Genomic DNA, 23,987 nt, shown 5'->3' on the forward strand with positions numbered 1-23,987 from the left:
ATGGATCACGCAATTTATACCGCGATGGGGGCAGCCAGCCAGACGCTGAATCAACAGGCGGTGACCGCCAGTAATCTGGCCAATGCCTCAACGCCCGGTTTTCGCGCGCAGTTAAACGCCTTGCGCGCAGTGCCGGTGGAAGGGCTTTCACTGCCTACGCGCACGCTGGTAACGGCGTCAACGCCGGGTGCAGACATGACGCCCGGCAAGATGGATTACACCTCGCGCCCGCTGGACGTTGCGTTGCAGCAGGATGGCTGGCTGGCCGTGCAGACCGATGACGGCAGCGAAGGGTATACGCGTAATGGCAGCATTCAGGTTGATCCCACCGGGCAACTGACAATTCAGGGGCATCCGGTGATCGGCGAGGCGGGGCCAATTGCTGTGCCGGAAGGGGCGGAAATCACTGTTGCTGCCGATGGCACAATCTCGGCGCTGAATTCTGGCGATCCGGCAAATACTGTCGCGCCAGTGGGGCGTCTGAAGCTGGTGAAAGCCACGGGCAGCGAAGTGCAGCGCGGTGACGACGGCATTTTTCGTTTAAGCGCAGAAAGCCAGGCTACGCGTGGGCCGGTACTGCAGGCAGATCCAACCTTACGTGTGATGTCGGGGGTTCTGGAAGGCAGTAACGTCAATGCCGTTGCGGCAATGAGCGACATGATTGCCAGCGCGCGGCGTTTTGAAATGCAGATGAAGGTGATCAGCAGCGTCGATGATAACGCAGGCCGTGCCAACCAACTGCTGTCGATGAGTTAATTGAACGGATACATGACAAACGTAAGTTGCCCGGTGTGCAAACTTATCGGTCTACGGGGTACATCGCAATTTATTGATTTTTCTATACCTTGTAGGCCGGATAAGGCGTTTACGCCGCATCCGGCATGAAGACATATGCATTTTGTCAATAATCCACCACAGGACATTTTATGATCAGTTCATTATGGATCGCCAAAACGGGCCTTGACGCCCAGCAAACCAATATGGACGTCATTGCCAACAACCTGGCAAACGTCAGTACCAACGGTTTTAAGCGCCAGCGGGCCGTTTTTGAAGATCTGCTTTACCAAACCATCCGCCAGCCGGGGGCACAGTCTTCCGAACAAACCACCTTGCCATCCGGGTTGCAAATCGGCACGGGGGTACGTCCGGTCGCCACTGAACGCTTACACAGCCAGGGCAACCTGTCGCAGACCAACAACAGTAAAGACGTCGCGATTAAAGGGCAGGGCTTTTTTCAGGTGATGTTGCCAGATGGCTCATCAGCCTATACCCGCGACGGCTCTTTCCAGGTGGATCAGAACGGGCAACTGGTGACGGCTGGTGGTTTTCAGGTGCAGCCCGCGATCACCATTCCGGCGAATGCGTTAAGTATCACCATCGGTCGTGATGGCGTGGTCAGCGTAACCCAACAAGGCCAGGCAGCTCCGGTTCAGGTTGGGCAGCTCAATCTCACCACCTTTATGAATGATACCGGACTGGAGAGTATTGGCGAAAATCTCTACACCGAAACGCAATCCTCCGGTGCACCGAACGAAAGCACGCCGGGCCTGAACGGCGCGGGACTGCTGTATCAAGGGTATGTTGAAACGTCTAACGTCAACGTGGCGGAAGAACTGGTCAATATGATTCAGGTGCAACGCGCTTACGAAATCAACAGTAAAGCGGTATCCACCACCGATCAGATGCTGCAAAAACTGACGCAACTCTAAGGCATAACCGGTGGCAGATTCACCGGTTTACTGATTTTTGAAGATGATAGCCATGCAAAAAAACGCTGCGCATACTTATGCCATTTCCAGCTTGTTGGTGCTTTCACTAACCGGCTGCGCCTGGATACCCTCCACGCCGCTGGTACAGGGGGCGACGAGTGCACAACCGGTTCCCGGCCCGACGCCCGTCGCCAACGGTTCTATTTTCCAGTCTGCTCAGCCGATTAACTATGGCTATCAACCGCTGTTTGAAGATCGTCGACCACGCAATATTGGCGATACGCTGACCATCGTGTTGCAGGAGAACGTCAGCGCCAGCAAAAGCTCCTCTGCGAATGCCAGCCGTGACGGTAAAACTAATTTTGGCTTTGATACTGTGCCGCGCTATTTGCAGGGGCTGTTTGGTAACGCTCGTGCCGATGTCGAAGCCTCCGGTGGTAACACGTTCAACGGAAAAGGCGGGGCCAATGCCAGCAATACCTTTAGCGGCACGTTGACGGTGACGGTTGACCAGGTACTGGTCAACGGCAACCTGCATGTGGTGGGTGAAAAACAGATCGCCATTAATCAGGGTACCGAATTTATTCGCTTCTCTGGTGTAGTTAATCCTCGCACCATCAGCGGCAGTAATACCGTACCGTCTACTCAGGTGGCGGATGCGCGCATTGAATACGTAGGCAATGGCTACATTAACGAAGCGCAAAATATGGGCTGGTTGCAGCGTTTCTTCCTTAACCTGTCGCCAATGTAAGTGAGGCTGTGGTGATTAAATTTCTCTCTGCATTAATTCTTCTACTGGTTATCACGGCAGCTCAGGCTGAGCGTATTCGCGATCTCACCAGTGTTCAGGGGGTAAGGCAAAACTCACTGATTGGCTATGGCCTGGTGGTGGGGCTGGATGGCACTGGTGACCAGACAACTCAGACGCCGTTTACCACACAAACGCTTAATAACATGCTCTCACAGCTGGGAATTACCGTTCCGACGGGCACTAATATGCAGCTAAAAAACGTCGCTGCGGTAATGGTGACGGCGTCACTTCCACCGTTTGGACGTCAGGGGCAAACCATTGACGTGGTGGTTTCTTCCATGGGAAATGCCAAAAGTCTGCGTGGCGGTACGTTATTGATGACACCGCTTAAGGGCGTTGACAGTCAGGTGTATGCGCTGGCACAGGGCAATATTCTGGTTGGCGGCGCAGGGGCCTCCGCTGGCGGTAGCAGTGTTCAGGTGAACCAACTGAACGGTGGACGGATCACCAATGGTGCGGTTATTGAACGTGAATTGCCCAGCCAGTTTGGCGTCGGGAATACCCTTAATTTGCAACTTAACGACGAAGATTTCAGTATGGCGCAGCAAATCGCTGACACCATCAACCGCGTGCGTGGATATGGCAGCGCCACCGCGTTAGATGCGCGGACTATTCAGGTGCGCGTACCGAGTGGCAACAGTTCCCAGGTCCGTTTCCTTGCCGATATCCAGAATATGCAGGTTAATGTTACCCCGCAGGACGCTAAAGTAGTGATTAACTCGCGCACTGGTTCGGTGGTGATGAATCGCGAAGTGACCCTCGACAGCTGCGCGGTAGCGCAGGGGAATCTCTCGGTTACGGTAAATCGGCAGGCCAATGTCAGCCAGCCAGATACACCGTTTGGTGGCGGGCAGACTGTGGTTACTCCACAAACGCAGATCGATTTACGCCAGAGCGGCGGTTCGCTGCAAAGCGTACGTTCCAGCGCCAGCCTCAATAACGTGGTGCGTGCGCTCAATGCGCTGGGCGCTACGCCGATGGATCTGATGTCCATACTGCAATCAATGCAAAGTGCGGGATGTCTGCGGGCAAAACTGGAAATCATCTGATGATCAGCGACAGCAAACTACTGGCAAGTGCGGCCTGGGATGCACAATCGCTCAACGAACTTAAGACGAAAGCGGGCGAAGATCCGGCGGCAAATATCCGTCCGGTGGCCCGCCAGGTGGAAGGGATGTTCGTGCAGATGATGTTGAAAAGCATGCGCGACGCTTTACCAAAAGATGGCCTGTTCAGCAGCGAGCACACTCGCCTGTATACCAGTATGTATGACCAGCAGATTGCCCAACAGATGACGGCGGGCAAAGGTCTGGGGCTGGCAGAGATGATGGTTAAACAGATGACGCCAGAACAACCATTGCCAGATGAGTCCACGCCAGCAGCACCGATGAAATTCCCGCTCGAAACCGTGGTGCGTTATCAAAATCAGACGCTTTCGCAGCTGGTGCAAAAGGCCGTACCACGTAACTACGATGATTCGCTGCCGGGTGACAGTAAAGCATTCCTCGCGCAACTCTCGTTGCCCGCCCAACTGGCAAGCCAGCAAAGCGGTGTGCCACATCATTTGATCCTCGCTCAGGCGGCGCTGGAATCTGGCTGGGGACAACGGCAAATCCGCCGTGAAAACGGCGAGCCGAGCTATAACCTGTTTGGCGTCAAAGCCTCTGGCAACTGGAAAGGGCCAGTCACTGAAATCACCACGACTGAATATGAAAATGGCGAAGCGAAGAAAGTAAAAGCGAAGTTTCGGGTCTACAGCTCGTATCTGGAAGCATTGTCGGATTACGTTGGGCTATTAACACGTAACCCGCGCTACGCTGCCGTGACGACCGCCGCGAGTGCGGAGCAGGGGGCGCAGGCCCTACAGGACGCGGGCTATGCCACCGATCCTCACTATGCCCGCAAACTCACCAGCATGATTCAGCAGATGAAATCGATAAGCGACAAGGTGAGCAAAACCTACAGCATGAACATTGATAATCTGTTCTGAATAACTCAAGTCCGGCGGGTCGCTGCCGATAATACTCTGTAATTGAAGGCTTATAAGGAACCTCCATGTCCAGCTTGATCAATAACGCCATGAGCGGACTGAACGCGGCCCAGGCGGCGTTAAATACGGCAAGTAATAATATCTCCAGCTATAACGTTGCCGGATATACCCGCCAAACCACTATTATGGCGCAGGCCAACAGCACGTTGGGCGCGGGTGGCTGGGTTGGCAATGGTGTCTACGTTTCCGGTGTGCAGCGTGAGTATGATGCTTTTATTACCAACCAGTTACGTGCGGCTCAGACGCAAAGTAGCGGCCTGACTGCCCGCTATGAGCAGATGTCGAAAATCGACAATATGCTCTCCACCAGTACCTCTTCGCTGGCAACACAGATGCAGGATTTCTTCACCAGCCTGCAAACGCTGGTGAGTAACGCGGAAGATCCGGCAGCGCGCCAGGCGCTGATTGGGAAATCAGAAGGGTTGGTGAATCAGTTTAAAACCACCGATCAATATCTGCGCGACCAGGACAAACAGGTCAATATCGCGATAGGTGCCAGCGTTGATCAGATCAACAATTACGCTAAACAAATCGCCAGCCTGAACGGTCAGATCTCCCGCCTGACAGGCGTGGGGGCAGGGGCGTCACCTAACAATCTGCTGGATCAACGCGATCAACTGGTGAGCGAATTAAACCAGATTGTTGGCGTAGAAGTCAGCGTTCAGGATGGTGGCACTTATAACATCACGATGGCCAATGGCTACTCACTGGTTCAGGGAAGTACGGCGCGGCAACTTGCGGCAATTCCTTCCAGCGCCGACCCTTCTCGTACGACTGTCGCTTATGTTGATGGGACTGCGGGCAATCTTGAGATCCCGGAGAAATTGCTGAATACCGGGTCACTGGGCGGTATTCTGACATTTCGTTCTCAGGATCTCGACCAGACGCGTAATACGCTCGGACAACTGGCGCTGGCATTTGCCGAGGCTTTCAATGCCCAACATAACAAGGGGTATGATGCCAATGGTAAAGAAGGGGAGGATTTCTTTGCTATCGGTAAGCCCGCGGTTCTGCAAAATACTAACAACAATGGTAGCGTTGCGATCGGTGCCACGGTAACCGATGCCTCCGCGGTACTGGCGACAGATTACAAAATCTCGTTCGATAATAATCAGTGGCAGGTCACCCGCCTTGCCAGCAATACCACTTTTACGGTGACGCCGGATGCTAACGGTAAAGTGGCATTTGATGGTCTGGAGTTGACGTTTACAGGAACGCCTGCCGTTAATGACAGCTTCACACTGAAACCGGTAAGTGACGCCATCGTCAACATGGATGTATTAATCACCGACGAAGCGAAAATCGCCATGGCGAGCGCAGAAGATGCGGGTGATAGCGACAACCGCAACGGTCAGGCCCTGCTGGATCTGCAAAGTAACAGTAAAACGGTGGGCGGTGCGAAATCCTTTAACGACGCTTATGCCTCGTTAGTGAGTGATATCGGTAATAAAACCGCAACGTTGAAAACCAGTAGCACCACGCAAGGTAATGTGGTGACGCAGCTTTCCAATCAGCAGCAGTCGATTTCTGGTGTCAATCTCGACGAGGAGTACGGAAATCTGCAACGTTTTCAGCAGTATTACCTCGCGAATGCGCAGGTTCTGCAGACGGCAAACGCGATTTTTGATGCGCTGATTAACATTCGCTAAGGGGAGATAAAATGCGTTTCAGTACCCAGATGATGTACCAGCAAAACATGCGTGGCATCACCAATTCTCAGGCCGAATGGATGAAGTACGGCGAACAGATGTCGACGGGTAAGCGAGTCGTTAACCCTTCAGATGATCCCATTGCTGCATCACAAGCTGTTGTTCTCTCCCAGGCACAGGCGCAAAACAGTCAGTACACGCTGGCGCGTACTTTCGCCACTCAAAAAGTGTCACTGGAAGAGAGTGTGCTTAGCCAGGTCACCACTGCTATCCAGAATGCTCAGGAAAAAATTGTCTACGCCAGCAATGGCACCTTGAGTGATGATGACCGGGCGTCGTTGGCAACCGATATCCAGGGTATTCGTGACCAGTTGCTGAATCTGGCGAACACTACGGATGGTAACGGGCGCTACATTTTTGCCGGTTATAAAACAGAAACTGCGCCGTTTAGTGAGGCAGACGGCGAATATGTTGGCGGAGCAGAAAGTATTAAACAACAGGTCGATGCTTCGCGTTCGATGGTGATAGGGCACACGGGTGACAAAATTTTCGACAGTATTACCAGCAACGCGGTAGCGGAACCAGACGGTAGCGCTTCTGAAACCAATCTTTTTGCCATGCTGGATAGCGCCATCGCAGCCCTGAAAACGCCGGTCGCGGAAAGCGAAGCGGATAAAGAAACCGCCGCTGCGGCACTGGATAAAACCAACCGCGGACTGAAAAACTCGCTGAACAATGTGCTGACCGTTCGCGCGGAATTAGGCACGCAGCTGAACGAACTGGAGTCGCTGGATTCATTAGGTAGCGATCGCGCTTTAGGGCAAACGCAGCAGATGAGCGATCTGGTTGATGTGGACTGGAATGCAACTATTTCATCTTACATCATGCAGCAAACGGCATTGCAGGCATCGTATAAAGCATTTACCGATATGCAGGGATTGTCGCTGTTCCAGCTCAACAAATAAGCTCGCTTTAAAACATATCATGAAACTGGGTATGTTTTGTCTGCCCGCTCTGGGATCGCCGGGGCGGGCATTTTTTTGCCTATTTTGCATTGTTGGTTAGCAAGGATGCCATTCGATGAATTTTAATATGTTGATTTAAATATGAAATAAAAAAGCCCTGGCAGTTACCAGGGCTTGATTACTTGAGCTAATTATTACTCAACAGGTTGCGGACGCGCAGGCGCGGCAGATGCATGATGCGTTGCCGTATGACCACCTGCAGCACCTTTACCTTCGAAGGCAAAAGTAGGGCGCTGCCAGTCACTGTGACGCGGTGCCTCCGGAACATATTCCGGTGCCGGAGCGCGCGTCATTGGCGCGGTAGCGTGGTTATGCTCAACGGTGACCTCAGGTTCAACCGCAGCTACCGTTTCAACTTCTGCTGCGACTTCAGCGACGACTGGCGCGGCAGGTTGAGCAACAACTTCAGGCTCAGCAACCACAACCTCAGCAGTTTCGGCAACTTCTTCAATATCAGCCGTCTCTTCCTGCGGTTCAACCACCGGTTCTGCGTGTTCTGCAACTTCCTGGGCTACGGCAACATCAGACTCGGTAATCACCTGCGGCTGTTCAGTTACCGCGGCGGCAATCACTTCAGGATGCGTCGTTTCAACCACTTCCGGTTGCGGTTCGGTAACCTGAACGGGGGCTTCTACGACTTCAGCCACTTCTTCAACAATCGGTGCGCTAACAACCGGTTCGACAGCGGCGGCGACAGGGACCTCAGTCACCATCGGTTGCACTTGTACTTCTTCCTGTTCGCGCTGCTCTTCAACCTGTACATCTTGCGGACGTACAATCGGATAGCGGATCCAGACTTTGCCAGAGGCCAGTTCCGGAGACGCGCACGCTACGGTTAACGGCATTGGCGACTGGGTCGGGTAACGCTCGTCACGATAGCGACGACGACGCTGACCACTTACGCGCAGGTGACGAGGCGAGCGGCGAGAGCGACGCGGCATGCCACCGTTATCACGGTTATCAGCATTGTTCTCTTCCTGCTGTTCCGGCGCAGTTTGCGCTACGACTGGCAGCGGGACTTTCGCCAGTTCTGTACGCGGAGCAGGCACTTCCTGAACGATGGTTTCGGCAGCGGCAGTTTCTTCAACCACTGGTGCGGCTACCGTTTCTTCGGCTACGCTTTGCTCGTAACGCACTTTCTGATTCAGCTGGCGCTGTTTACGACGCGGCTGAACCGGACGTACACGTTCTTCCTGTTCGGTTTCCTGAACAGATTGCTCTTCAACATTCAGCGCTTTCGCTTCTTGTTGCGCCTGACGTTTATCATCATTACGGCGGCGGCTACGTTCACGACGCGGCGCTTGCTGCTCGTCGGTGGTACGCGCTTTTTCCGTTACCTCAGCCTGCTGACGGCTCTCACGCGTCTCGGCAGTCTGCTGCTGTGCCTGGCGACGATTACGGCGGTTTTCTTCGCGATTATCGCTGCCTTCATTACGTTCGCTACGTGTGTCGCGGCGTTCATTTCGGTCACGACGGTTGTTCTGACGTGGCTTACGGCGGTCCTGTTGACGTTCCGGTTTCGTTTCAGTTTTCGGTGCCGGTTGCTCGGTCGGTTTGGTTTCTTCACCACCGCTGAACAGCGCTTTCAGTGCGCCGAAGAAGCGGCTTAACAGCCCTGGTTGTGCAGGAGCTGCTGGTGTTGTTGATGCAGCTTTAGGTGCTGGGGCTGCGACAGGCGCGGCAGGTTCAGCTGGCGTTGGCGCTGGCGGCACATCCGGCATGGCAAACGTTGCCAGCGCAGGTTGTTCCGGACGCTTACGTTCAGCGAACTCTTCTTCAGACGGCAGCGCCATCGCTTCTTCATGCAGCTTCGGCAGCATGTAGCTTAAGGTTGGGGTTTCTTCCCCTTTGCGTACGCGCAGCACATGGTAGTGCGGGGTTTCCATCTGATCGTTTGGCACAATCACACAGCGCACGCCGTCCTGACGAGTTTCAATGGCATTTACCGCAGAGCGTTTTTCGTTCAGCAGGTAAGAAGCGATTGGTACAGGAACAATGGCATGCACTTCCTGAGTGTTCTCTTTCAGCGCTTCTTCTTCAATCAGACGCAGAATAGAGAGCGACAGGGATTCGTTGTCACGCACGGTGCCGGTACCGGAGCAGCGCGGGCAGACGTGATGGCTGGATTCACCCAGCGATGGACTCAGCCGCTGACGGGACATTTCCAGCAGACCAAAGCGAGAAATATGGCTGATTTGAATACGTGCACGGTCCTGACGCACCGCTTCACGCAGACGGTTTTCTACCGCACGCTGGTGGCGGACTGGCGTCATGTCAATGAAGTCGATAACAATCAGGCCGCCGAGGTCACGCAGGCGCAGCTGACGAGCAATCTCATCGGCAGCTTCGAGGTTGGTGTTAAACGCGGTTTCTTCGATATCGCCGCCGCGGGTCGCGCGTGCGGAGTTGATATCGATGGCAGTTAACGCTTCAGTGCTGTCGATAACAATAGAACCACCAGACGGCAGACGGACTTCACGCTGGAAGGCGGATTCGATCTGCGACTCGATCTGGTAGTGGCTGAACAGCGGAATTTCACCAGTGTACAGCTTGATTTTGCTGCTGAAATCCGGGCGACCTAATGCAGCGATATGCTGACGCGCCAGTTCGAGCACTTTTGGGTTATCGATAAGGATTTCGCCGATGTCCTGACGTAAGTAATCGCGGAATGCGCGAACGATTACGTTGCTCTCCTGATGGATCAGGAACGGGGCAGGGCGGCTTTCAGCGGCTTTTTTAATAGCTTCCCAGTGTTTCAGGCGGAAGCTTAAATCCCATTGCAGCGCCTCTGCAGATTTGCCGACGCCAGCGGTGCGCACGATAAGCCCCATGCCTTCCGGCAGTTCAAGGCTTGCCAGTGCTTCTTTTAATTCGGTACGGTCGTCGCCTTCAATACGGCGAGAAATACCACCCGCGCGCGGGTTGTTCGGCATCAGAACCAGATAGCTACCTGCCAGGCTGATAAAGGTGGTCAGTGCTGCGCCTTTGTTACCGCGCTCTTCTTTATCAATCTGAACAATAACTTCCTGACCTTCACGCAACACATCTTTAATGTTGGGACGGCCATGAGCACTGTAGTTAGCAGGGAAATATTCGCGGGCAATTTCTTTAAGTGGGAGGAAACCGTGACGTTCAGCGCCGTAATCAACAAAAGCAGCTTCCAGACTCGGTTCAATGCGGGTGATTTTACCTTTGTAGATGTTTGCCTTTTTCTGTTCGTGCCCTGGACTTTCGATATCCAGGTCATACAGACGCTGCCCATCTACAAGGGCAACGCGCAACTCTTCCTGCTGAGTTGCGTTGATTAACATTCTTTTCATCGTAACTTACTCATTATTCTTACATTGACGACTAAGCTGCGGGCAAAGTAACGCCTTTCCGGGTGTGAACCGATGGCCTCGTGTCTAGTCGCGTCGCCAACCTCACGGTTATCGTCAGCTCAAAGAGGCGCAGAGTGTCGGTTGCCCGTTTTTCATGCGGAAAAACAGCGCAATTATCAAAGAAACAGACTGGGTATTACTCTCCAGAAATATTTCCATCTACCGGTAAGGACTGCAACCCGCAGCCCGCTAACTGCCTGAAAGATCAATACGTCTTACGCCATTGCTGCGTGGATGATCGGTCGGGCAAAATGGGTTATTCCGTAAAATTTCTTGTTTTAACAAGGATGGACACGGAAACGTTCTCATTATTCCACTGCAAGCCTTGTTATAGCAAGATGACTTTTACCATTTATCACCCGCTTACTCACAGTTTTTTCACTTCTTAATGGTGATTGGTTTAATAACCATCAATAAAGTGATGACGTAGTGAAGTAATAAGGTGCAAAACTAAATATAAGCATAGAAAAATGAGTGGCGCGAATCCTGTTGGCTAATTAGAATCGCCCACCATGAAAACAGAGACTCCATCCGTAAAAATTGTTGCTATCACCGCGGACGAAGCGGGGCAACGTATCGACAACTTTTTGCGTACCCAATTGAAAGGCGTACCTAAAAGTATGATTTACCGTATTTTGCGTAAAGGCGAAGTGCGGGTGAACAAAAAACGTATTAAGCCTGAATATAAACTCGAAGCAGGTGATGAGGTGCGTATTCCACCGGTTCGCGTTGCTGAACGTGAAGAGGAGGCGGTTTCGCCACATCTGCAAAAGGTGGCGGCGCTGGCGGACGTCATCTTATATGAAGATGAGCATATCCTGGTGCTGAATAAACCTTCCGGTACGGCAGTACATGGCGGCAGTGGTTTAAGCTTCGGCGTTATCGAAGGTTTACGGGCGTTGCGCCCGGAAGCGCGGTTCCTTGAACTGGTACATCGTCTCGACCGGGACACTTCCGGTGTGTTGCTGGTAGCGAAAAAACGATCGGCGTTGCGTTCTCTGCATGAGCAATTACGTGAAAAAGGGATGCAAAAAGATTACCTGGCGCTGGTGCGCGGTCAGTGGCAGTCGCATGTGAAGAGCGTACAAGCGCCGTTGCTGAAAAATATTCTGCAAAGCGGCGAACGTATCGTGCGTGTGAGTCAGGAAGGCAAACCGTCGGAAACACGCTTTAAAGTGGAAGAACGCTATGCTTTTGCCACCCTGGTGCGTTGTAGCCCGGTAACAGGGCGTACTCATCAGATCCGTGTGCATACACAGTATGCGGGTCATCCGATTGCCTTTGACGATCGCTACGGTGACCGTGAATTTGATAGACAGCTCACTGAAGCAGGCACGGGATTAAATCGTCTGTTCCTGCACGCCGCAGCGTTGAAGTTTACCCATCCGGGAACCGGTGAGGTGATGCGTATCGAAGCGCCGATGGATGAGGGGTTGAAGCGTTGTTTGCAGAAACTGCGTAACGCGCGCTAATACGTGCATATAAGCCTGATAATGGGCGGTTGGCCTGATAAGGCGTTTACGCCGCATCAGGCCGCCAGCACCGATTGCCGGATGCGACGTAACCGCATCCGGCGCAAAAAACTATCCCATTAGCGGGTTTTTCCCTTCCCGACGTAACATCTGACACAGCGCGATTAGCGGTAAACCAACCAGCGTGTTAGGGTCACGCCCTTCTAAACGCTCAAACAGCGTAATGCCAAATCCTTCACTCTTAAAGCTACCCGCGCAGTGCAGGGGATGCTCCTTACGCACGTAATTATCAATCTCCGCCTCGCTCAGGTGACGGAAATGGACGTCAAAAGGCTCCACTTCTGTTTGCAGATGCCCATTCGCCGAATTAAACAACGCCAGTCCAGTATAGAAGGTGACGATATTGCCGCTGGCTTTGCGTAATTGCAGACGGGCATTTTCTTCCGTTAACGGTTTACCGGTGATTTCGCCATCAAGAACACATACCTGGTCTGAACCAATAATTAAATGATCCGGATAACGTGACGCCAGAGATTGCGCTTTTTCTTGTGCCAGCCGAAGCACCAACTGTCGCGGTGATTCGTCGCTGCGTGGGGTTTCGTCGACCTCGGGTGCTGCACATTCAAAAGAGATTTGCAGTTTTTCCAGAAGAGCGCGACGCCAGGGCGAGGTGGAGGCTAAAATAAGTTTAGGCATATTTTTTTCCATCAGATATAGCGTATTGATGATAGCCATTTTAAACTATGCGCTTCGTTTTGCAGGTTGATGTTCGTTATCAGCACTGAACGAAAATAAAGCAGTAACCCGCAATGTGTGCGAATTATTGGCAAAAGGCAACCACAGGCTGCCTTTTTCTTTGACTCTATGACGTTACAAAGTTAATATGCGCGCCCTATGCAAAAGGTAAAATTACCCCTGACTCTCGATCCGGTTCGTACGGCTCAAAAACGCCTTGATTACCAGGGTATCTATACCCCTGATCAGGTTGAGCGCGTCGCCGAATCCGTAGTCAGTGTGGACAGTGATGTGGAATGCTCCATGTCGTTCGCTATCGATAACCAACGTCTCGCAGTGTTAAACGGCGATGCGAAGGTGACGGTAACGCTCGAGTGTCAGCGTTGCGGGAAGCCGTTTACTCATCAGGTCTACACAACGTATTGTTTTAGTCCTGTGCGTTCAGACGAACAGGCTGAAGCACTGCCGGAAGCGTATGAACCGATTGAGGTTAACGAATTCGGTGAAATCGATCTGCTTGCAATGGTTGAAGATGAAATCATCCTCGCCTTGCCGGTAGTTCCGGTGCATGATTCTGAACACTGTGAAGTGTCCGAAGCGGACATGGTCTTTGGTGAACTGCCTGAAGAAGCGCAAAAGCCAAACCCATTTGCCGTATTAGCCAGCTTAAAGCGTAAGTAATTGGTGCTCCCCGTTGGATCGGGGATAAACCGTAATTGAGGAGTAAGGTCCATGGCCGTACAACAGAATAAACCAACCCGTTCCAAACGTGGCATGCGTCGTTCCCATGACGCGCTGACCGCAGTCACCAGCCTGTCTGTAGACAAAACTTCTGGTGAAAAACACCTGCGTCACCACATCACTGCCGACGGTTACTACCGCGGCCGCAAGGTCATCGCTAAGTAATCACGCGTCTGCGTGATGAAGCTTAGTGAGGATTTTCCCCAGGCAACTGGGGAAAGACCAAACCGGGCGGCGACGATACCTTGACACGTCTAACCCTGGCGTTAGATGTCATGGGAGGGGATTTTGGCCCTTCCGTGACAGTGCCTGCAGCATTGCAGGCACTGAATTCTAATTCGCAACTCACTCTTCTTTTAGTCGGCAATCCCGACGCCATCACGCCATTACTTGCTAAAGCTGACTTTGAACAACGTTCGCGTCTGCAGATTATTCCTGCGCAGTCAGTTATCGCCAGTGATGCCCGGCCTTCGCAAGCTATCCGCGCCAGTCGTGGTAGTTCAATGCGCGTGGCCCTTGAGCTGGTGAAAGAAGGTCGAGCGCAAGCCTGTGTCAGTGCTGGTAATACCGGGGCGCTGATGGGGCTGGCAAAATTACTACTCAAGCCCCTGGAGGGGATTGAGCGTCCGGCGCTGGTGACGGTATTACCGCATCAGCAAAAGGGCAAAACGGTGGTCCTCGATTTAGGGGCCAACGTCGATTGTGACAGTACAATGTTGGTGCAATTTGCCATTATGGGCTCAGTTCTGGCTGAAGAGGTGGTGGAAATTCCCAATCCTCGCGTGGCGTTGCTCAATATTGGTGAAGAAGAAGTAAAGGGTCTCGACAGTATTCGGGATGCCTCAGCAGTGCTTAAAACAATCCCTTCTATCAATTATATCGGCTATCTTGAAGCCAATGAGTTGTTAACTGGCAAGACAGATGTGCTGGTTTGTGACGGCTTTACAGGAAATGTCACATTAAAGACGATGGAAGGTGTTGTCAGGATGTTCCTTTCTCTGCTGAAATCTCAGGGTGAAGGGAAAAAACGGTCGTGGTGGCTACTGTTATTAAAGCGTTGGCTACAAAAGAGCCTGACGAGGCGATTCAGTCACCTCAACCCCGACCAGTATAACGGCGCCTGTCTGTTAGGATTGCGCGGCACGGTGATAAAAAGTCATGGTGCGGCCAATCAGCGAGCTTTTGCGGTCGCGATTGAACAGGCAGTGCAGGCGGTGCAGCGACAAGTTCCTCAGCGAATTGCCGCTCGCCTGGAATCTGTATACCCAGCTGGTTTTGAGCTGCTGGACGGTGGCAAAAGCGGAACTCTGCGGTAGCAGGACGCTGCCAGCGAACTCGCAGTTTGCAAGTGACGGTATATAACCGAAAAGTGACTGAGCGTACATGTATACGAAGATTATTGGTACTGGCAGCTATCTGCCCGAACAAGTGCGGACAAACGCCGATTTGGAAAAAATGGTGGATACCTCTGACGAGTGGATTGTCACTCGTACCGGCATCCGCGAACGCCACATTGCTGCACCAAACGAAACCGTTTCAACCATGGGCTTTGAAGCGGCGACACGCGCAATTGAGATGGCGTGCATTGATAAAGACCAGATTGGCCTGATCGTTGTGGCAACGACTTCTGCTACGCACGCTTTCCCGAGCGCAGCATGTCAGATTCAAAGCATGTTGGGTATTAAAGGTTGCCCGGCATTTGACGTTGCAGCAGCCTGCGCAGGTTTCACCTACGCGTTAAGCGTAGCCGATCAATACGTGAAATCTGGGGCGGTGAAGTATGCTCTGGTCGTCGGTTCCGATGTACTGGCGCGCACCTGTGATCCAACAGATCGCGGGACTATTATTATTTTTGGCGATGGCGCGGGCGCTGCGGTGTTGGCTGCCTCTGAAGAGCCGGGAATCATCTCTACCCATCTGCACGCCGATGGTAGCTATGGTGAATTGCTGACGCTGCCTAATGCTGACCGTGTGAATCCAGAGAATTCAATTCATCTGACGATGGCGGGCAACGAAGTCTTCAAGGTTGCGGTAACGGAACTGGCGCACATCGTTGATGAGACGCTGGCGGCGAATAATCTTGACCGTTCTCAACTGGACTGGCTGGTGCCGCATCAGGCTAACCTGCGTATTATCAGTGCAACGGCGAAAAAACTCGGCATGTCGATGGACAATGTCGTGGTGACGCTGGATCGCCACGGTAATACCTCTGCGGCCTCTGTCCCGTGCGCGCTGGATGAAGCTGTACGTGATGGGCGTATTAAGCCGGGGCAGTTGGTTCTGCTTGAAGCCTTTGGCGGTGGATTCACCTGGGGTTCCGCGCTGGTTCGTTTCTAGGATAAGGATTAAAAGATGACGCAATTTGCATTTGTGTTCCCTGGACAGGGTTCTCAAACCGTTGGAATGCTGGCTGATATGGCGGCGAGCTATCCCATTGTCGAAGAAACGTTTGCTGAAGCTTCTGCGGCGCTGGGTTATGACCTGTGGGCGCTGACTCAGCAGGGGCCAGCCGAAGAACTTAATAAAACCTGGCAAACTCAGCCAGCGCTGTTGACTGCATCAGTTGCACTGTACCGAGTATGGCAGCAGCAGGGCGGTAAAGCACCAGCGATGATGGCCGGTCACAGCCTCGGGGAATACTCTGCGCTGGTTTGCGCTGGTGTGATTGATTTCGCTGATGCGGTGCGTCTGGTTGAGATGCGCGGCAAGTTCATGCAAGAAGCCGTACCGGAAGGAACGGGCGCTATGGCGGCAATCATCGGTCTGGATGATGCGTCTATTGCGAAAGCGTGTGAAGAAGCTGCAGAAGGTCAGGTGGTTTCTCCGGTAAACTTCAACTCTCCAGGCCAGGTGGTAATTGCGGGACATAAAGAAGCCGTTGAGCGTGCTGGCGCTGCCTGTAAAGCTGCAGGCGCAAAACGCGCGCTGCCGTTGCCAGTGAGCGTACCGTCTCACTGTGCGTTGATGAAACCGGCAGCCGACAAACTGGCAGTAGAATTAGCGAAAATCACCTTTAACGCACCAACAGTTCCTGTTGTGAATAACGTTGATGTGAAATGCGAAACCAATGGTGATGCCATCCGTGACGCACTGGTACGTCAGTTGTATAACCCGGTTCAGTGGACGAAGTCTGTTGAATACATGGCAGCGCAAGGCGTAGAACATCTCTATGAAGTCGGCCCGGGCAAAGTGCTTACTGGCCTGACGAAACGCATTGTCGACACCCTGACCGCCTCGGCGCTGAACGAACCTTCAGCGATGGCAGCGGCGCTCGAGCTTTAAAAGAGGAAAATCATGAATTTTGAAGGAAAAATCGCACTGGTAACCGGTGCAAGCCGCGGAATTGGCCGCGCAATTGCTGAAACGCTCGCAGCCCGTGGCGCGAAAGTTATCGGCACTGCGACCAGTGAAAATGGCGCTCAGGCGATCAGTGATTATTTAGGTGCCAACGGCAAAGGTCTGATGTTGAATGTGACCGACCCGGCATCTATCGAATCTGTTCTGGAAAAAATTCGCGCAGAATTTGGTGAAGTGGATATCCTGGTCAATAATGCCGGTATCACTCGTGATAACCTGTTAATGCGAATGAAAGATGAAGAGTGGAACGATATTATCGAAACCAACCTTTCATCTGTTTTCCGTCTGTCAAAAGCGGTAATGCGCGCTATGATGAAAAAGCGTCATGGTCGCATTATCACTATCGGTTCTGTGGTTGGTACCATGGGAAATGGCGGTCAGGCCAACTACGCTGCGGCGAAAGCGGGCTTGATCGGCTTCAGTAAATCACTGGCGCGCGAAGTTGCGTCACGCGGTATTACTGTAAACGTTGTTGCTCCGGGCTTTATTGAAACGGACATGACACGTGCGCTGAGCGATGACCAGCGTGCGGGTATCCTGGCGCAGGTTCCTGCGGGTCGCCTCGGCGGTGCACAGGAAATCGCCAACGCGGTTGCATTCCTGGCATCCGACGAAGCAGCTTACATCACGGGTGAAACTTTGCATGTGAACGGCGGGATGTACATGGTCTGACCGCGATTTGCACAAAATGCTCATGTTGCGCGCAGTCTGCGTGGTTATGAGTAATAATTAGTGCAAAATGATTTGCGTTATTGGGGGGTAAGGCCTCAAAATAACGTAAAATCGTGGTAAGACCTGCCGGGATTTAGTTGCAAATTTTTCAACATTTTATACACTACGAAAACCATCGCGAAAGCGAGTTTTGATAGGAAATTTAAGAGTATGAGCACTATCGAAGAACGCGTTAAGAAAATTATCGGCGAACAGCTGGGCGTTAAGCAGGAAGAAGTTACCAACAATGCTTCTTTCGTTGAAGACCTGGGCGCGGATTCTCTTGACACCGTTGAGCTGGTAATGGCTCTGGAAGAAGAGTTTGATACTGAGATTCCGGACGAAGAAGCTGAGAAAATCACCACCGTTCAGGCTGCCATTGATTACATCAACGGCCACCAGGCGTAAGTGAACATCTCCAGGCGGTCGTTCGACCGCCTGAGTTTTATCTTTTTGTCCCACTAGAATCATTTTTTCCCTCCCTGGAGGACAAACGTGTCTAAGCGTCGTGTAGTTGTGACCGGACTGGGCATGTTGTCTCCTGTCGGCAATACCGTAGAGTCTACCTGGAAAGCTCTGCTTGCCGGTCAGAGTGGCATCAGCCTAATCGACCATTTCGATACTAGCGCCTATGCAACGAAATTTGCTGGCTTAGTAAAGGATTTTAACTGTGAGGACATTATCTCGCGCAAAGAACAGCGCAAGATGGATGCCTTCATTCAATATGGAATTGTCGCTGGCGTTCAGGCCATGCAGGATTCTGGCCTTGAAATAACGGAAGAGAACGCAACCCGTATTGGTGCCGCAATTGGCTCCGGGATTGGCGGCCTCGGACTGATTGAAGAAAACCACACATCTCTGATGAATGGTGGCCCACGTAAGATCAGCCCATTCTTCGTTCCGTCAACGATTGTGAACATGGTGGCAGGTCATCTGACTATCATGTATGGCCTGCGTGGCCCAAGCATCTCTATCGCGACCGCCTGTACTTCTGGCGTGCACAACATCGGTCATGCTGCGCGTATTATCGCGTATGGTGATGCTGACGTGATGGTTGCAGGTGGCGCAGAGAAAGCCAGTACGCCGCTGGGCGTTGGTGGTTTTGGCGCGGCACGTGCATTATCTACCCGCAATGATAACCCGCAAGCGGCGAGCCGCCCGTGGGATAAAGAGCGCGATGGTTTCGTACTGGGCGATGGTGCCGGTATGCTGGTACTGGAAGAGTACGAACACGCGAAAAAACGCGGGGCGAAAATTTACGCTGAACTCGTTGGCTTTGGTATGAGCAGCGATGCTTACCATATGACGTCACCGCCAGAAAACGGCGCAGGCGCAGCTCTGGCAATGGCAAATGCTCTGCGTGATGCAGGCATTGAAGCGAGTCAGATTGGCTACGTTAACGCGCACGGTACTTCTACACCGGCTGGCGATAAAGCTGAAGCGCAGGCTGTTAAAAGCATCTTCGGTGAAGCTGCCAGCCGTGTGTTGGTGAGCTCCACGAAATCTATGACCGGTCACCTGTTAGGTGCGGCGGGTGCAGTAGAGTCTATCTACTCCATCCTGGCACTGCGCGATCAGGCTGTTCCGCCAACCATCAACCTGGATAATCCGGATGAAGGTTGCGATCTGGATTTCGTACCGCACGAAGCGCGTCAGGTTAGCGGAATGGAATACACGCTGTGTAACTCCTTCGGCTTCGGTGGTACTAATGGTTCTTTGATCTTTAAAAAGATCTAAGTTGTCATTTCCCACCCTTATAAAAGGTCCGCTTGCGGGCCTTTTTTCTTAGCTTTTATTCCGACTTGTTCCGTAGTGAACATGCTGCCACACTAACAATTCTCTGGTAAGGAGTTGGTATGTTCTTAATTAACGGTCATAAGCAGGAATCGCTGGCAGTAAGCGATCGAGCAACGCAGTTTGGTGATGGTTGTTTTACCACCGCCAGAGTTATCGACGGTAAAGTCAGTTTGTTATCGGCACATATCCAGCGACTACAGGATGCTTGTCAGCGGTTGATGATTTCCTGTGACTTCTGGCCTCAGCTTGAACAAGAGATGAAAACGCTGGCAGCAGAACAGCAGAATGGTGTGCTGAAGGTCGTGATCAGTCGCGGTAGTGGCGGGCGAGGGTACAGCACATTGAACAGCGGACCGGCAACGCGGATTCTCTCCGTTACGGCTTATCCTGCACATTACGATCGTTTGCGTAACGAGGGGATGATGTTGGCGCTAAGCCCGGTGCGGCTGGGGCGCAATCCTCATCTTGCAGGTATTAAACATCTTAATCGGCTTGAACAAGTATTGATTCGCTCTCATCTTGAGCAGACAAACGCCGATGAGGCGTTGGTCCTTGACAGCGAAGGGTGGGTTACGGAATGCTGTGCGGCTAATTTGTTCTGGCGGAAGGGCAATGTAGTTTATACGCCGCGACTGGAGCAGGCAGGTGTTAACGGCATTATGCGACAATTCTGTATCCGTTTACTGGCACAATCCTCTTATCAGCTTGTCGAAGTGCAAGCCACTCTGGAAGAGGCGTTGCAGGCAGATGAGATGGTTATTTGTAATGCGTTAATGCCAGTGATGCCCGTACGTGCCTGTGGCGATGTCTCTTTTTCGTCAGCAACGTTATATGAATATTTAGCCCCACTTTGTGAGCGCCCGAATTAGTCATGAAAAAAGTGTTATTGATTATCTTGTTATTGCTGGTGGTACTGGGTATCGCCGCTGGTGTGGGCGTCTGGAAGGTTCGCCATCTTGCCGACAGCAAATTGCTTATCAAAGAAGAGACGATATTTACCCTGAAGCCAGGGACCGGACGTCTGGCGCTCGGTGAACAGCTTTATGCCGATAAGATCATCAATCGCCCACGGGTTTTTCAATGGCTGCTGCGTATCGAACCGGATCTTTCTCACTTTAAAGCCGGGACTTACCGCTTTACACCGCAGATGACCGTACGTGAGATGCTGAAATTGCTGGAAAGCGGTAAAGAAGCACAGTTCCCTCTGCGACTGGTAGAAGGGATGCGTTTGAGCGATTACCTCAAGCAATTGCGTGAGGCCCCGTATATCAAACACACGCTGAGCGACGATAAGTACGCCACCGTAGCGCAGGCACTTGAACTGGAAAACCCGGAGTGGATTGAAGGTTGGTTCTGGCCAGACACCTGGATGTATACCGCCAATACCACCGATGTCGCGTTACTCAAGCGAGCGCACAAGAAAATGGTGAAAGCGGTCGATAGCGCCTGGGAAGGGCGTGCGGACGGTCTGCCTTATAAAGATAAAAACCAGTTGGTGACGATGGCATCAATTATCGAAAAAGAAACCGCCGTTTCCAGCGAACGCGATCAGGTTGCCTCGGTATTTATCAACCGTTTACGCATTGGTATGCGCCTGCAGACCGACCCGACCGTGATTTACGGGATGGGAGAGCGTTATAATGGCAAACTTTCTCGTGCAGACCTGGAAACGCCGACAGCGTATAACACCTATACCATTACCGGTTTGCCGCCAGGTGCGATAGCGACGCCGGGGGCGGATTCGCTGAAGGCTGCTGCGCATCCGGCAAAAACGCCGTATCTCTATTTTGTGGCCGATGGTAAAGGTGGTCACACGTTTAATACCAATCTTGCCAGTCATAACAAGTCTGTGCAGGATTATCTGAAAGTGCTTAAGGAAAAAAATGCGCAGTAAGTATATCGTCATTGAGGGGCTGGAAGGCGCAGGCAAAACTACCGCGCGTAACGTGGTGGTTGAGACGCTCGAGCAACTGGGTATCCGCGACATGGTTTTCACTCGGGAACCTGGCGGTACGCAACTTGCCGAAAAGTTAAGAAGCCTGGTGCTGGATATCAAATCGGTAGGCGATGAAGTCATTACCGATAAAGCCGAAGTTCTGATGTTTTATGCCGCGCGCGTTCAACTGGTAGAAACGGTCATCAAACCTGCGCTGGCTAACGGCACTTGGGTTATTGGCGACCGCCACGATCTCTCTACTCAAGCGTATCAGGGGGGCGGACGTGGTATTGACCAACATATGTTGGCAACGCTGCGTGATGCTGTTCTCGGGGATTTTCGCCCCGACTTAACGCTCTATCTCGATGTTACCCCGAAAGTTGGCTTAAAACGCGCGCGTGCGCGCGGCGAGCTGGATCGTATTGAGCAAGAGTCTTTCGATTTCTTTAATCGCACCCGCGCCCGCTATCTGGAACTGGCAGCACAAGATAAAAGCATTCATACCATTGATGCCACCCAGCCGCTGGAGTCCGTGATGGATGCAATCCGCACTACCGTGACCAATTGGGTTAAGGAGCAGAACGCATGAGATGGTATCCATGGTTACGACCTGATTTCGAAAAACTGGTAGCCAGCTATCAGGCCGGAAGAGGTCACCATGCGCTACTCATTCAGGCGTTACCGGGTATGGGCGAGGATGCTTTAATCTACGCCCTGAGCCGTTATTTACTCTGCCAACAACCGCAGGGCCACAAAAGTTGCGGTCACTGTCGTGGATGTCAGTTGATGCAGGCTGGCACGCATCCCGATTATTACACCCTGGCTCCCGAAAAAGGGAAAAATGCGCTGGGCATTGATGCGGTACGTGAAGTTACCGAAAAGCTGAATGAGCACGCACGCTTAGGCGGTGCAAAAGTTGTCTGGGTAACCGATGCTGCCTTACTGACCGACGCTGCGGCTAACGCATTGCTGAAAACGCTTGAAGAGCCGCCAGCAGAAACCTGGTTTTTCCTTGCTACCCGCGAGCCTGAACGTTTACTGGCAACATTACGTAGTCGTTGTCGGTTACATTACCTTGCGCCGCCGCCGGAACAGTACGCCGTGACTTGGCTTTCACGCGAAGTGACAATGTCACAGGATACATTACTTGCCGCATTGCGCTTAAGCGCCGGTTCGCCTGGTGCGGCACTGGCGTTGTTTCAGGGAGATATCTGGCAGGCTCGTGAAACATTGTGTCAGGCGCTGGCATATAGCGTGCAATCGGGCGACTGGTATTTGCTGCTAGCGGCCCTTAATCATGAACAAGCTCCGGCGCGTTTACACTGGCTGGCAACGTTGCTGATGGATGCGCTAAAACGCCATCATGGCGCTGCGCAGGTTACCAATGTTGATGTGCCGGGCCTGGTCGTCGAACTGGCAAACCATCTTTCTCCCTCGCGTCTGCAGGCTATACTGGGGGATGTTTGCCACATTCGTGAACAGTTAATGTCTGTCACAGGTATTAACCGCGAGCTTCTCATCACCGATCTTTTACTGCGTATTGAGCATTACCTGCAACCGGGCGTTGTGCTACCGGTTCCTCATCTTTAAGAGAGACATCATGTTTTTAGTCGACTCACACTGCCATCTCGATGGTCTGGATTATGAATCTTTGCATAAGGACGTGGATGACGTTCTGGCGAAAGCCGCCGCACGCGATGTGAAATTTTGTCTGGCAGTCGCCACAACATTACCGGGTTATTTACACATGCGGGATCTGGTAGGCGAACGTGACAACGTCGTATTTTCTTGTGGCGTGCATCCACTCAACCAGAATGATCCCTACGATGTAGAAGATTTACGCCGTCTGGCGGCAGAAGAGGGCGTTGTTGCGCTGGGTGAAACCGGGTTGGATTATTATTACACGCCGGAAACTAAAGTACGGCAGCAAGAGTCCTTCATCCATCATATCCAGATTGGTCGTGAACTGAACAAGCCGGTTATCGTCCACACCCGTGACGCCCGCGCCGATACGCTGGCAATTCTGCGCGAAGAAAAAGTGACGGATTGCGGTGGCGTACTACACTGTTTTACAGAGGACAGAGAAACGGCGGGTAAATTACTGGATCTCGGATTTTACATCTCCTTTTCCGGCATTGTGACCTTCCGTAATGCGGAGCAACTGCGCGATGCCGCGCGTTATGTCCCCCTCGATCGGTTACTGGTAGAAACTGACTCACCTTACCTTGCACCGGTTCCGCATCGAGGAAAAGAGAATCAACCTGCGATGGTTCGTGACGTTGCAGAATACATGGCTGTGTTGAAAGGTGTTGCCGTTGAAGAACTGGCGCAGGTAACCACCGATAACTTCGCCCGTCTGTTTCACATCGACGCTTCCCGCCTTCAATCCATCCGTTGAATGAGTTTTTTTAAAGCTCGTAATTAATGGCTAAAACGAGTAAAGTTCACCGCCGAAAATTGGGCGGTGAATAACCACGTTTGAAATATTGTGACATATGTTTTGTCAAAATGTGCAACTTCTCCAATGATCTGAAGTTGAAACGTGATAGCCGTCAAACAAATCGGCACTGAATTATTTTACTCTGTGTAATAAATAAAGGGCGCTTAGATGCCC

Annotated in this window: 23 protein-coding genes; 21 read left to right on the forward strand and 2 right to left on the reverse strand. The window is 52.3% G+C overall.

Annotated elements, in window-relative coordinates:
• The 7 genes from flgF to flgL all read left to right on the forward strand — a co-directional run bounded on the left by flgF (position 1) and on the right by flgL (position 7,184).
• Entirely contained in the window at positions 1-756 is a 756-nt protein-coding gene (gene flgF / locus ATB02_RS02630; protein ID WP_000349334.1) for a flagellar basal-body rod protein FlgF, read from the forward strand.
• 170 nt (positions 757-926) lie between these two features.
• Positions 927-1,709, forward strand: coding sequence for a flagellar basal-body rod protein FlgG (gene flgG / locus ATB02_RS02635; RefSeq protein ID WP_000625837.1), 783 nt, complete (start codon positions 927-929; stop codon positions 1,707-1,709).
• Between the two features lie 52 nt (positions 1,710-1,761).
• On the forward strand, positions 1,762-2,460 hold the full coding sequence (flgH, locus tag ATB02_RS02640) for a flagellar basal body L-ring protein FlgH (protein WP_001295442.1): 699 nt from the start codon (positions 1,762-1,764) through the stop codon (positions 2,458-2,460).
• 11 nt (positions 2,461-2,471) lie between these two features.
• Positions 2,472-3,569 (forward strand): flagellar basal body P-ring protein FlgI, encoded by a 1,098-nt coding sequence (flgI, locus tag ATB02_RS02645; protein ID WP_000589300.1) that lies wholly within the window; start codon positions 2,472-2,474, stop codon positions 3,567-3,569.
• Complete coding sequence (gene flgJ, locus ATB02_RS02650) at positions 3,569-4,510, forward strand: flagellar assembly peptidoglycan hydrolase FlgJ (RefSeq protein WP_001353287.1); 942 nt, start codon at positions 3,569-3,571, stop codon at positions 4,508-4,510. The genes flgI and flgJ overlap by 1 nt, the downstream gene beginning before the upstream one ends.
• A gap of 65 nt (positions 4,511-4,575) precedes the next feature.
• Positions 4,576-6,219 carry a flagellar hook-associated protein FlgK gene (gene flgK, locus ATB02_RS02655; RefSeq protein WP_105271041.1) on the forward strand — a complete coding sequence of 548 codons (1,644 nt, stop codon included), beginning with the start codon at positions 4,576-4,578 and terminating at the stop codon, positions 6,217-6,219.
• An 11-nt stretch (positions 6,220-6,230) separates the two neighbouring features.
• On the forward strand, positions 6,231-7,184 hold the full coding sequence (flgL, locus tag ATB02_RS02660) for a flagellar hook-associated protein FlgL (protein ID WP_001212755.1): 954 nt from the start codon (positions 6,231-6,233) through the stop codon (positions 7,182-7,184).
• Between the two features lie 194 nt (positions 7,185-7,378).
• Here flgL and rne read toward each other — a convergent pair whose 3' ends face one another.
• Positions 7,379-10,564 (reverse strand): ribonuclease E, encoded by a 3,186-nt coding sequence (gene rne, locus ATB02_RS02665; protein WP_000827354.1) that lies wholly within the window; start codon positions 10,562-10,564, stop codon positions 7,379-7,381.
• A gap of 572 nt (positions 10,565-11,136) precedes the next feature.
• On the opposite strand from rne, the gene rluC reads away from it, so the two are divergent.
• Positions 11,137-12,096, forward strand: coding sequence for a 23S rRNA pseudouridine(955/2504/2580) synthase RluC (gene rluC, locus ATB02_RS02675; protein WP_000846356.1), 960 nt, complete (start codon positions 11,137-11,139; stop codon positions 12,094-12,096).
• A gap of 111 nt (positions 12,097-12,207) precedes the next feature.
• Here the strand turns inward: rluC and yceF are convergent, their stop codons facing one another.
• Positions 12,208-12,792, reverse strand: coding sequence for a 7-methyl-GTP pyrophosphatase (gene yceF, locus ATB02_RS02680; protein ID WP_001125202.1), 585 nt, complete (start codon positions 12,790-12,792; stop codon positions 12,208-12,210).
• 198 nt (positions 12,793-12,990) lie between these two features.
• Here yceF and yceD point away from each other — a divergent pair, with 198 nt between their 5' ends.
• From yceD to ATB02_RS02745, 13 genes are all read left to right on the forward strand, one after another.
• Positions 12,991-13,512 carry a 23S rRNA accumulation protein YceD gene (gene yceD / locus ATB02_RS02685; RefSeq protein ID WP_001174481.1) on the forward strand — a complete coding sequence of 174 codons (522 nt, stop codon included), beginning with the start codon at positions 12,991-12,993 and terminating at the stop codon, positions 13,510-13,512.
• 51 nt (positions 13,513-13,563) lie between these two features.
• Positions 13,564-13,737: a 50S ribosomal protein L32 gene (rpmF, locus tag ATB02_RS02690; RefSeq protein WP_000290727.1), complete on the forward strand. Its 174-nt coding sequence runs from the start codon at positions 13,564-13,566 to the stop codon at positions 13,735-13,737.
• An 80-nt stretch (positions 13,738-13,817) separates the two neighbouring features.
• Positions 13,818-14,888 carry a phosphate acyltransferase PlsX gene (gene plsX / locus ATB02_RS02695; protein ID WP_000197578.1) on the forward strand — a complete coding sequence of 357 codons (1,071 nt, stop codon included), beginning with the start codon at positions 13,818-13,820 and terminating at the stop codon, positions 14,886-14,888.
• 67 nt (positions 14,889-14,955) lie between these two features.
• Positions 14,956-15,909, forward strand: a complete 954-nt coding sequence (gene fabH, locus ATB02_RS02700) for a beta-ketoacyl-ACP synthase III (RefSeq protein ID WP_000288124.1) — start codon at positions 14,956-14,958, stop codon at positions 15,907-15,909.
• A gap of 15 nt (positions 15,910-15,924) precedes the next feature.
• The gene (gene fabD / locus ATB02_RS02705; RefSeq protein ID WP_000191372.1) at positions 15,925-16,854 is read left to right on the forward strand and encodes an ACP S-malonyltransferase; all 930 of its coding nucleotides are present in this window, start codon (positions 15,925-15,927) and stop codon (positions 16,852-16,854) included.
• A 12-nt stretch (positions 16,855-16,866) separates the two neighbouring features.
• The gene (gene fabG / locus ATB02_RS02710; RefSeq protein WP_001008535.1) at positions 16,867-17,601 is read left to right on the forward strand and encodes a 3-oxoacyl-ACP reductase FabG; all 735 of its coding nucleotides are present in this window, start codon (positions 16,867-16,869) and stop codon (positions 17,599-17,601) included.
• Between the two features lie 210 nt (positions 17,602-17,811).
• Positions 17,812-18,048, forward strand: a complete 237-nt coding sequence (gene acpP / locus ATB02_RS02715; RefSeq protein WP_000103754.1) for an acyl carrier protein — start codon at positions 17,812-17,814, stop codon at positions 18,046-18,048.
• An 87-nt stretch (positions 18,049-18,135) separates the two neighbouring features.
• A complete protein-coding gene (fabF, locus tag ATB02_RS02720) occupies positions 18,136-19,377 on the forward strand; it encodes a beta-ketoacyl-ACP synthase II (RefSeq protein WP_000044678.1) in 1,242 nt (413 codons plus the stop codon).
• 119 nt (positions 19,378-19,496) lie between these two features.
• Positions 19,497-20,306 carry an aminodeoxychorismate lyase gene (gene pabC / locus ATB02_RS02725; RefSeq protein ID WP_032302863.1) on the forward strand — a complete coding sequence of 270 codons (810 nt, stop codon included), beginning with the start codon at positions 19,497-19,499 and terminating at the stop codon, positions 20,304-20,306.
• Positions 20,307-20,308: 2 nt separating this feature from the next.
• Positions 20,309-21,331 carry a cell division protein YceG gene (gene yceG, locus ATB02_RS02730; protein WP_000756841.1) on the forward strand — a complete coding sequence of 341 codons (1,023 nt, stop codon included), beginning with the start codon at positions 20,309-20,311 and terminating at the stop codon, positions 21,329-21,331.
• Entirely contained in the window at positions 21,321-21,962 is a 642-nt protein-coding gene (tmk, locus tag ATB02_RS02735; RefSeq protein ID WP_105271042.1) for a dTMP kinase, read from the forward strand. Before yceG ends, tmk begins: the two co-directional genes overlap by 11 nt.
• Positions 21,959-22,963: a DNA polymerase III subunit delta' gene (gene holB, locus ATB02_RS02740; RefSeq protein WP_105271043.1), complete on the forward strand. Its 1,005-nt coding sequence runs from the start codon at positions 21,959-21,961 to the stop codon at positions 22,961-22,963. Before tmk ends, holB begins: the two co-directional genes overlap by 4 nt.
• Before the next feature lie 10 nt (positions 22,964-22,973).
• Complete coding sequence (locus ATB02_RS02745; protein WP_000480245.1) at positions 22,974-23,771, forward strand: metal-dependent hydrolase; 798 nt, start codon at positions 22,974-22,976, stop codon at positions 23,769-23,771.
• Positions 23,772-23,987 lie beyond the last annotated feature (216 nt).

The organism is Escherichia sp. MOD1-EC5189 (assembly GCF_002966045.1).
In the GTDB taxonomy this organism is placed as follows: domain Bacteria; phylum Pseudomonadota; class Gammaproteobacteria; order Enterobacterales; family Enterobacteriaceae; genus Escherichia; species Escherichia coli_F.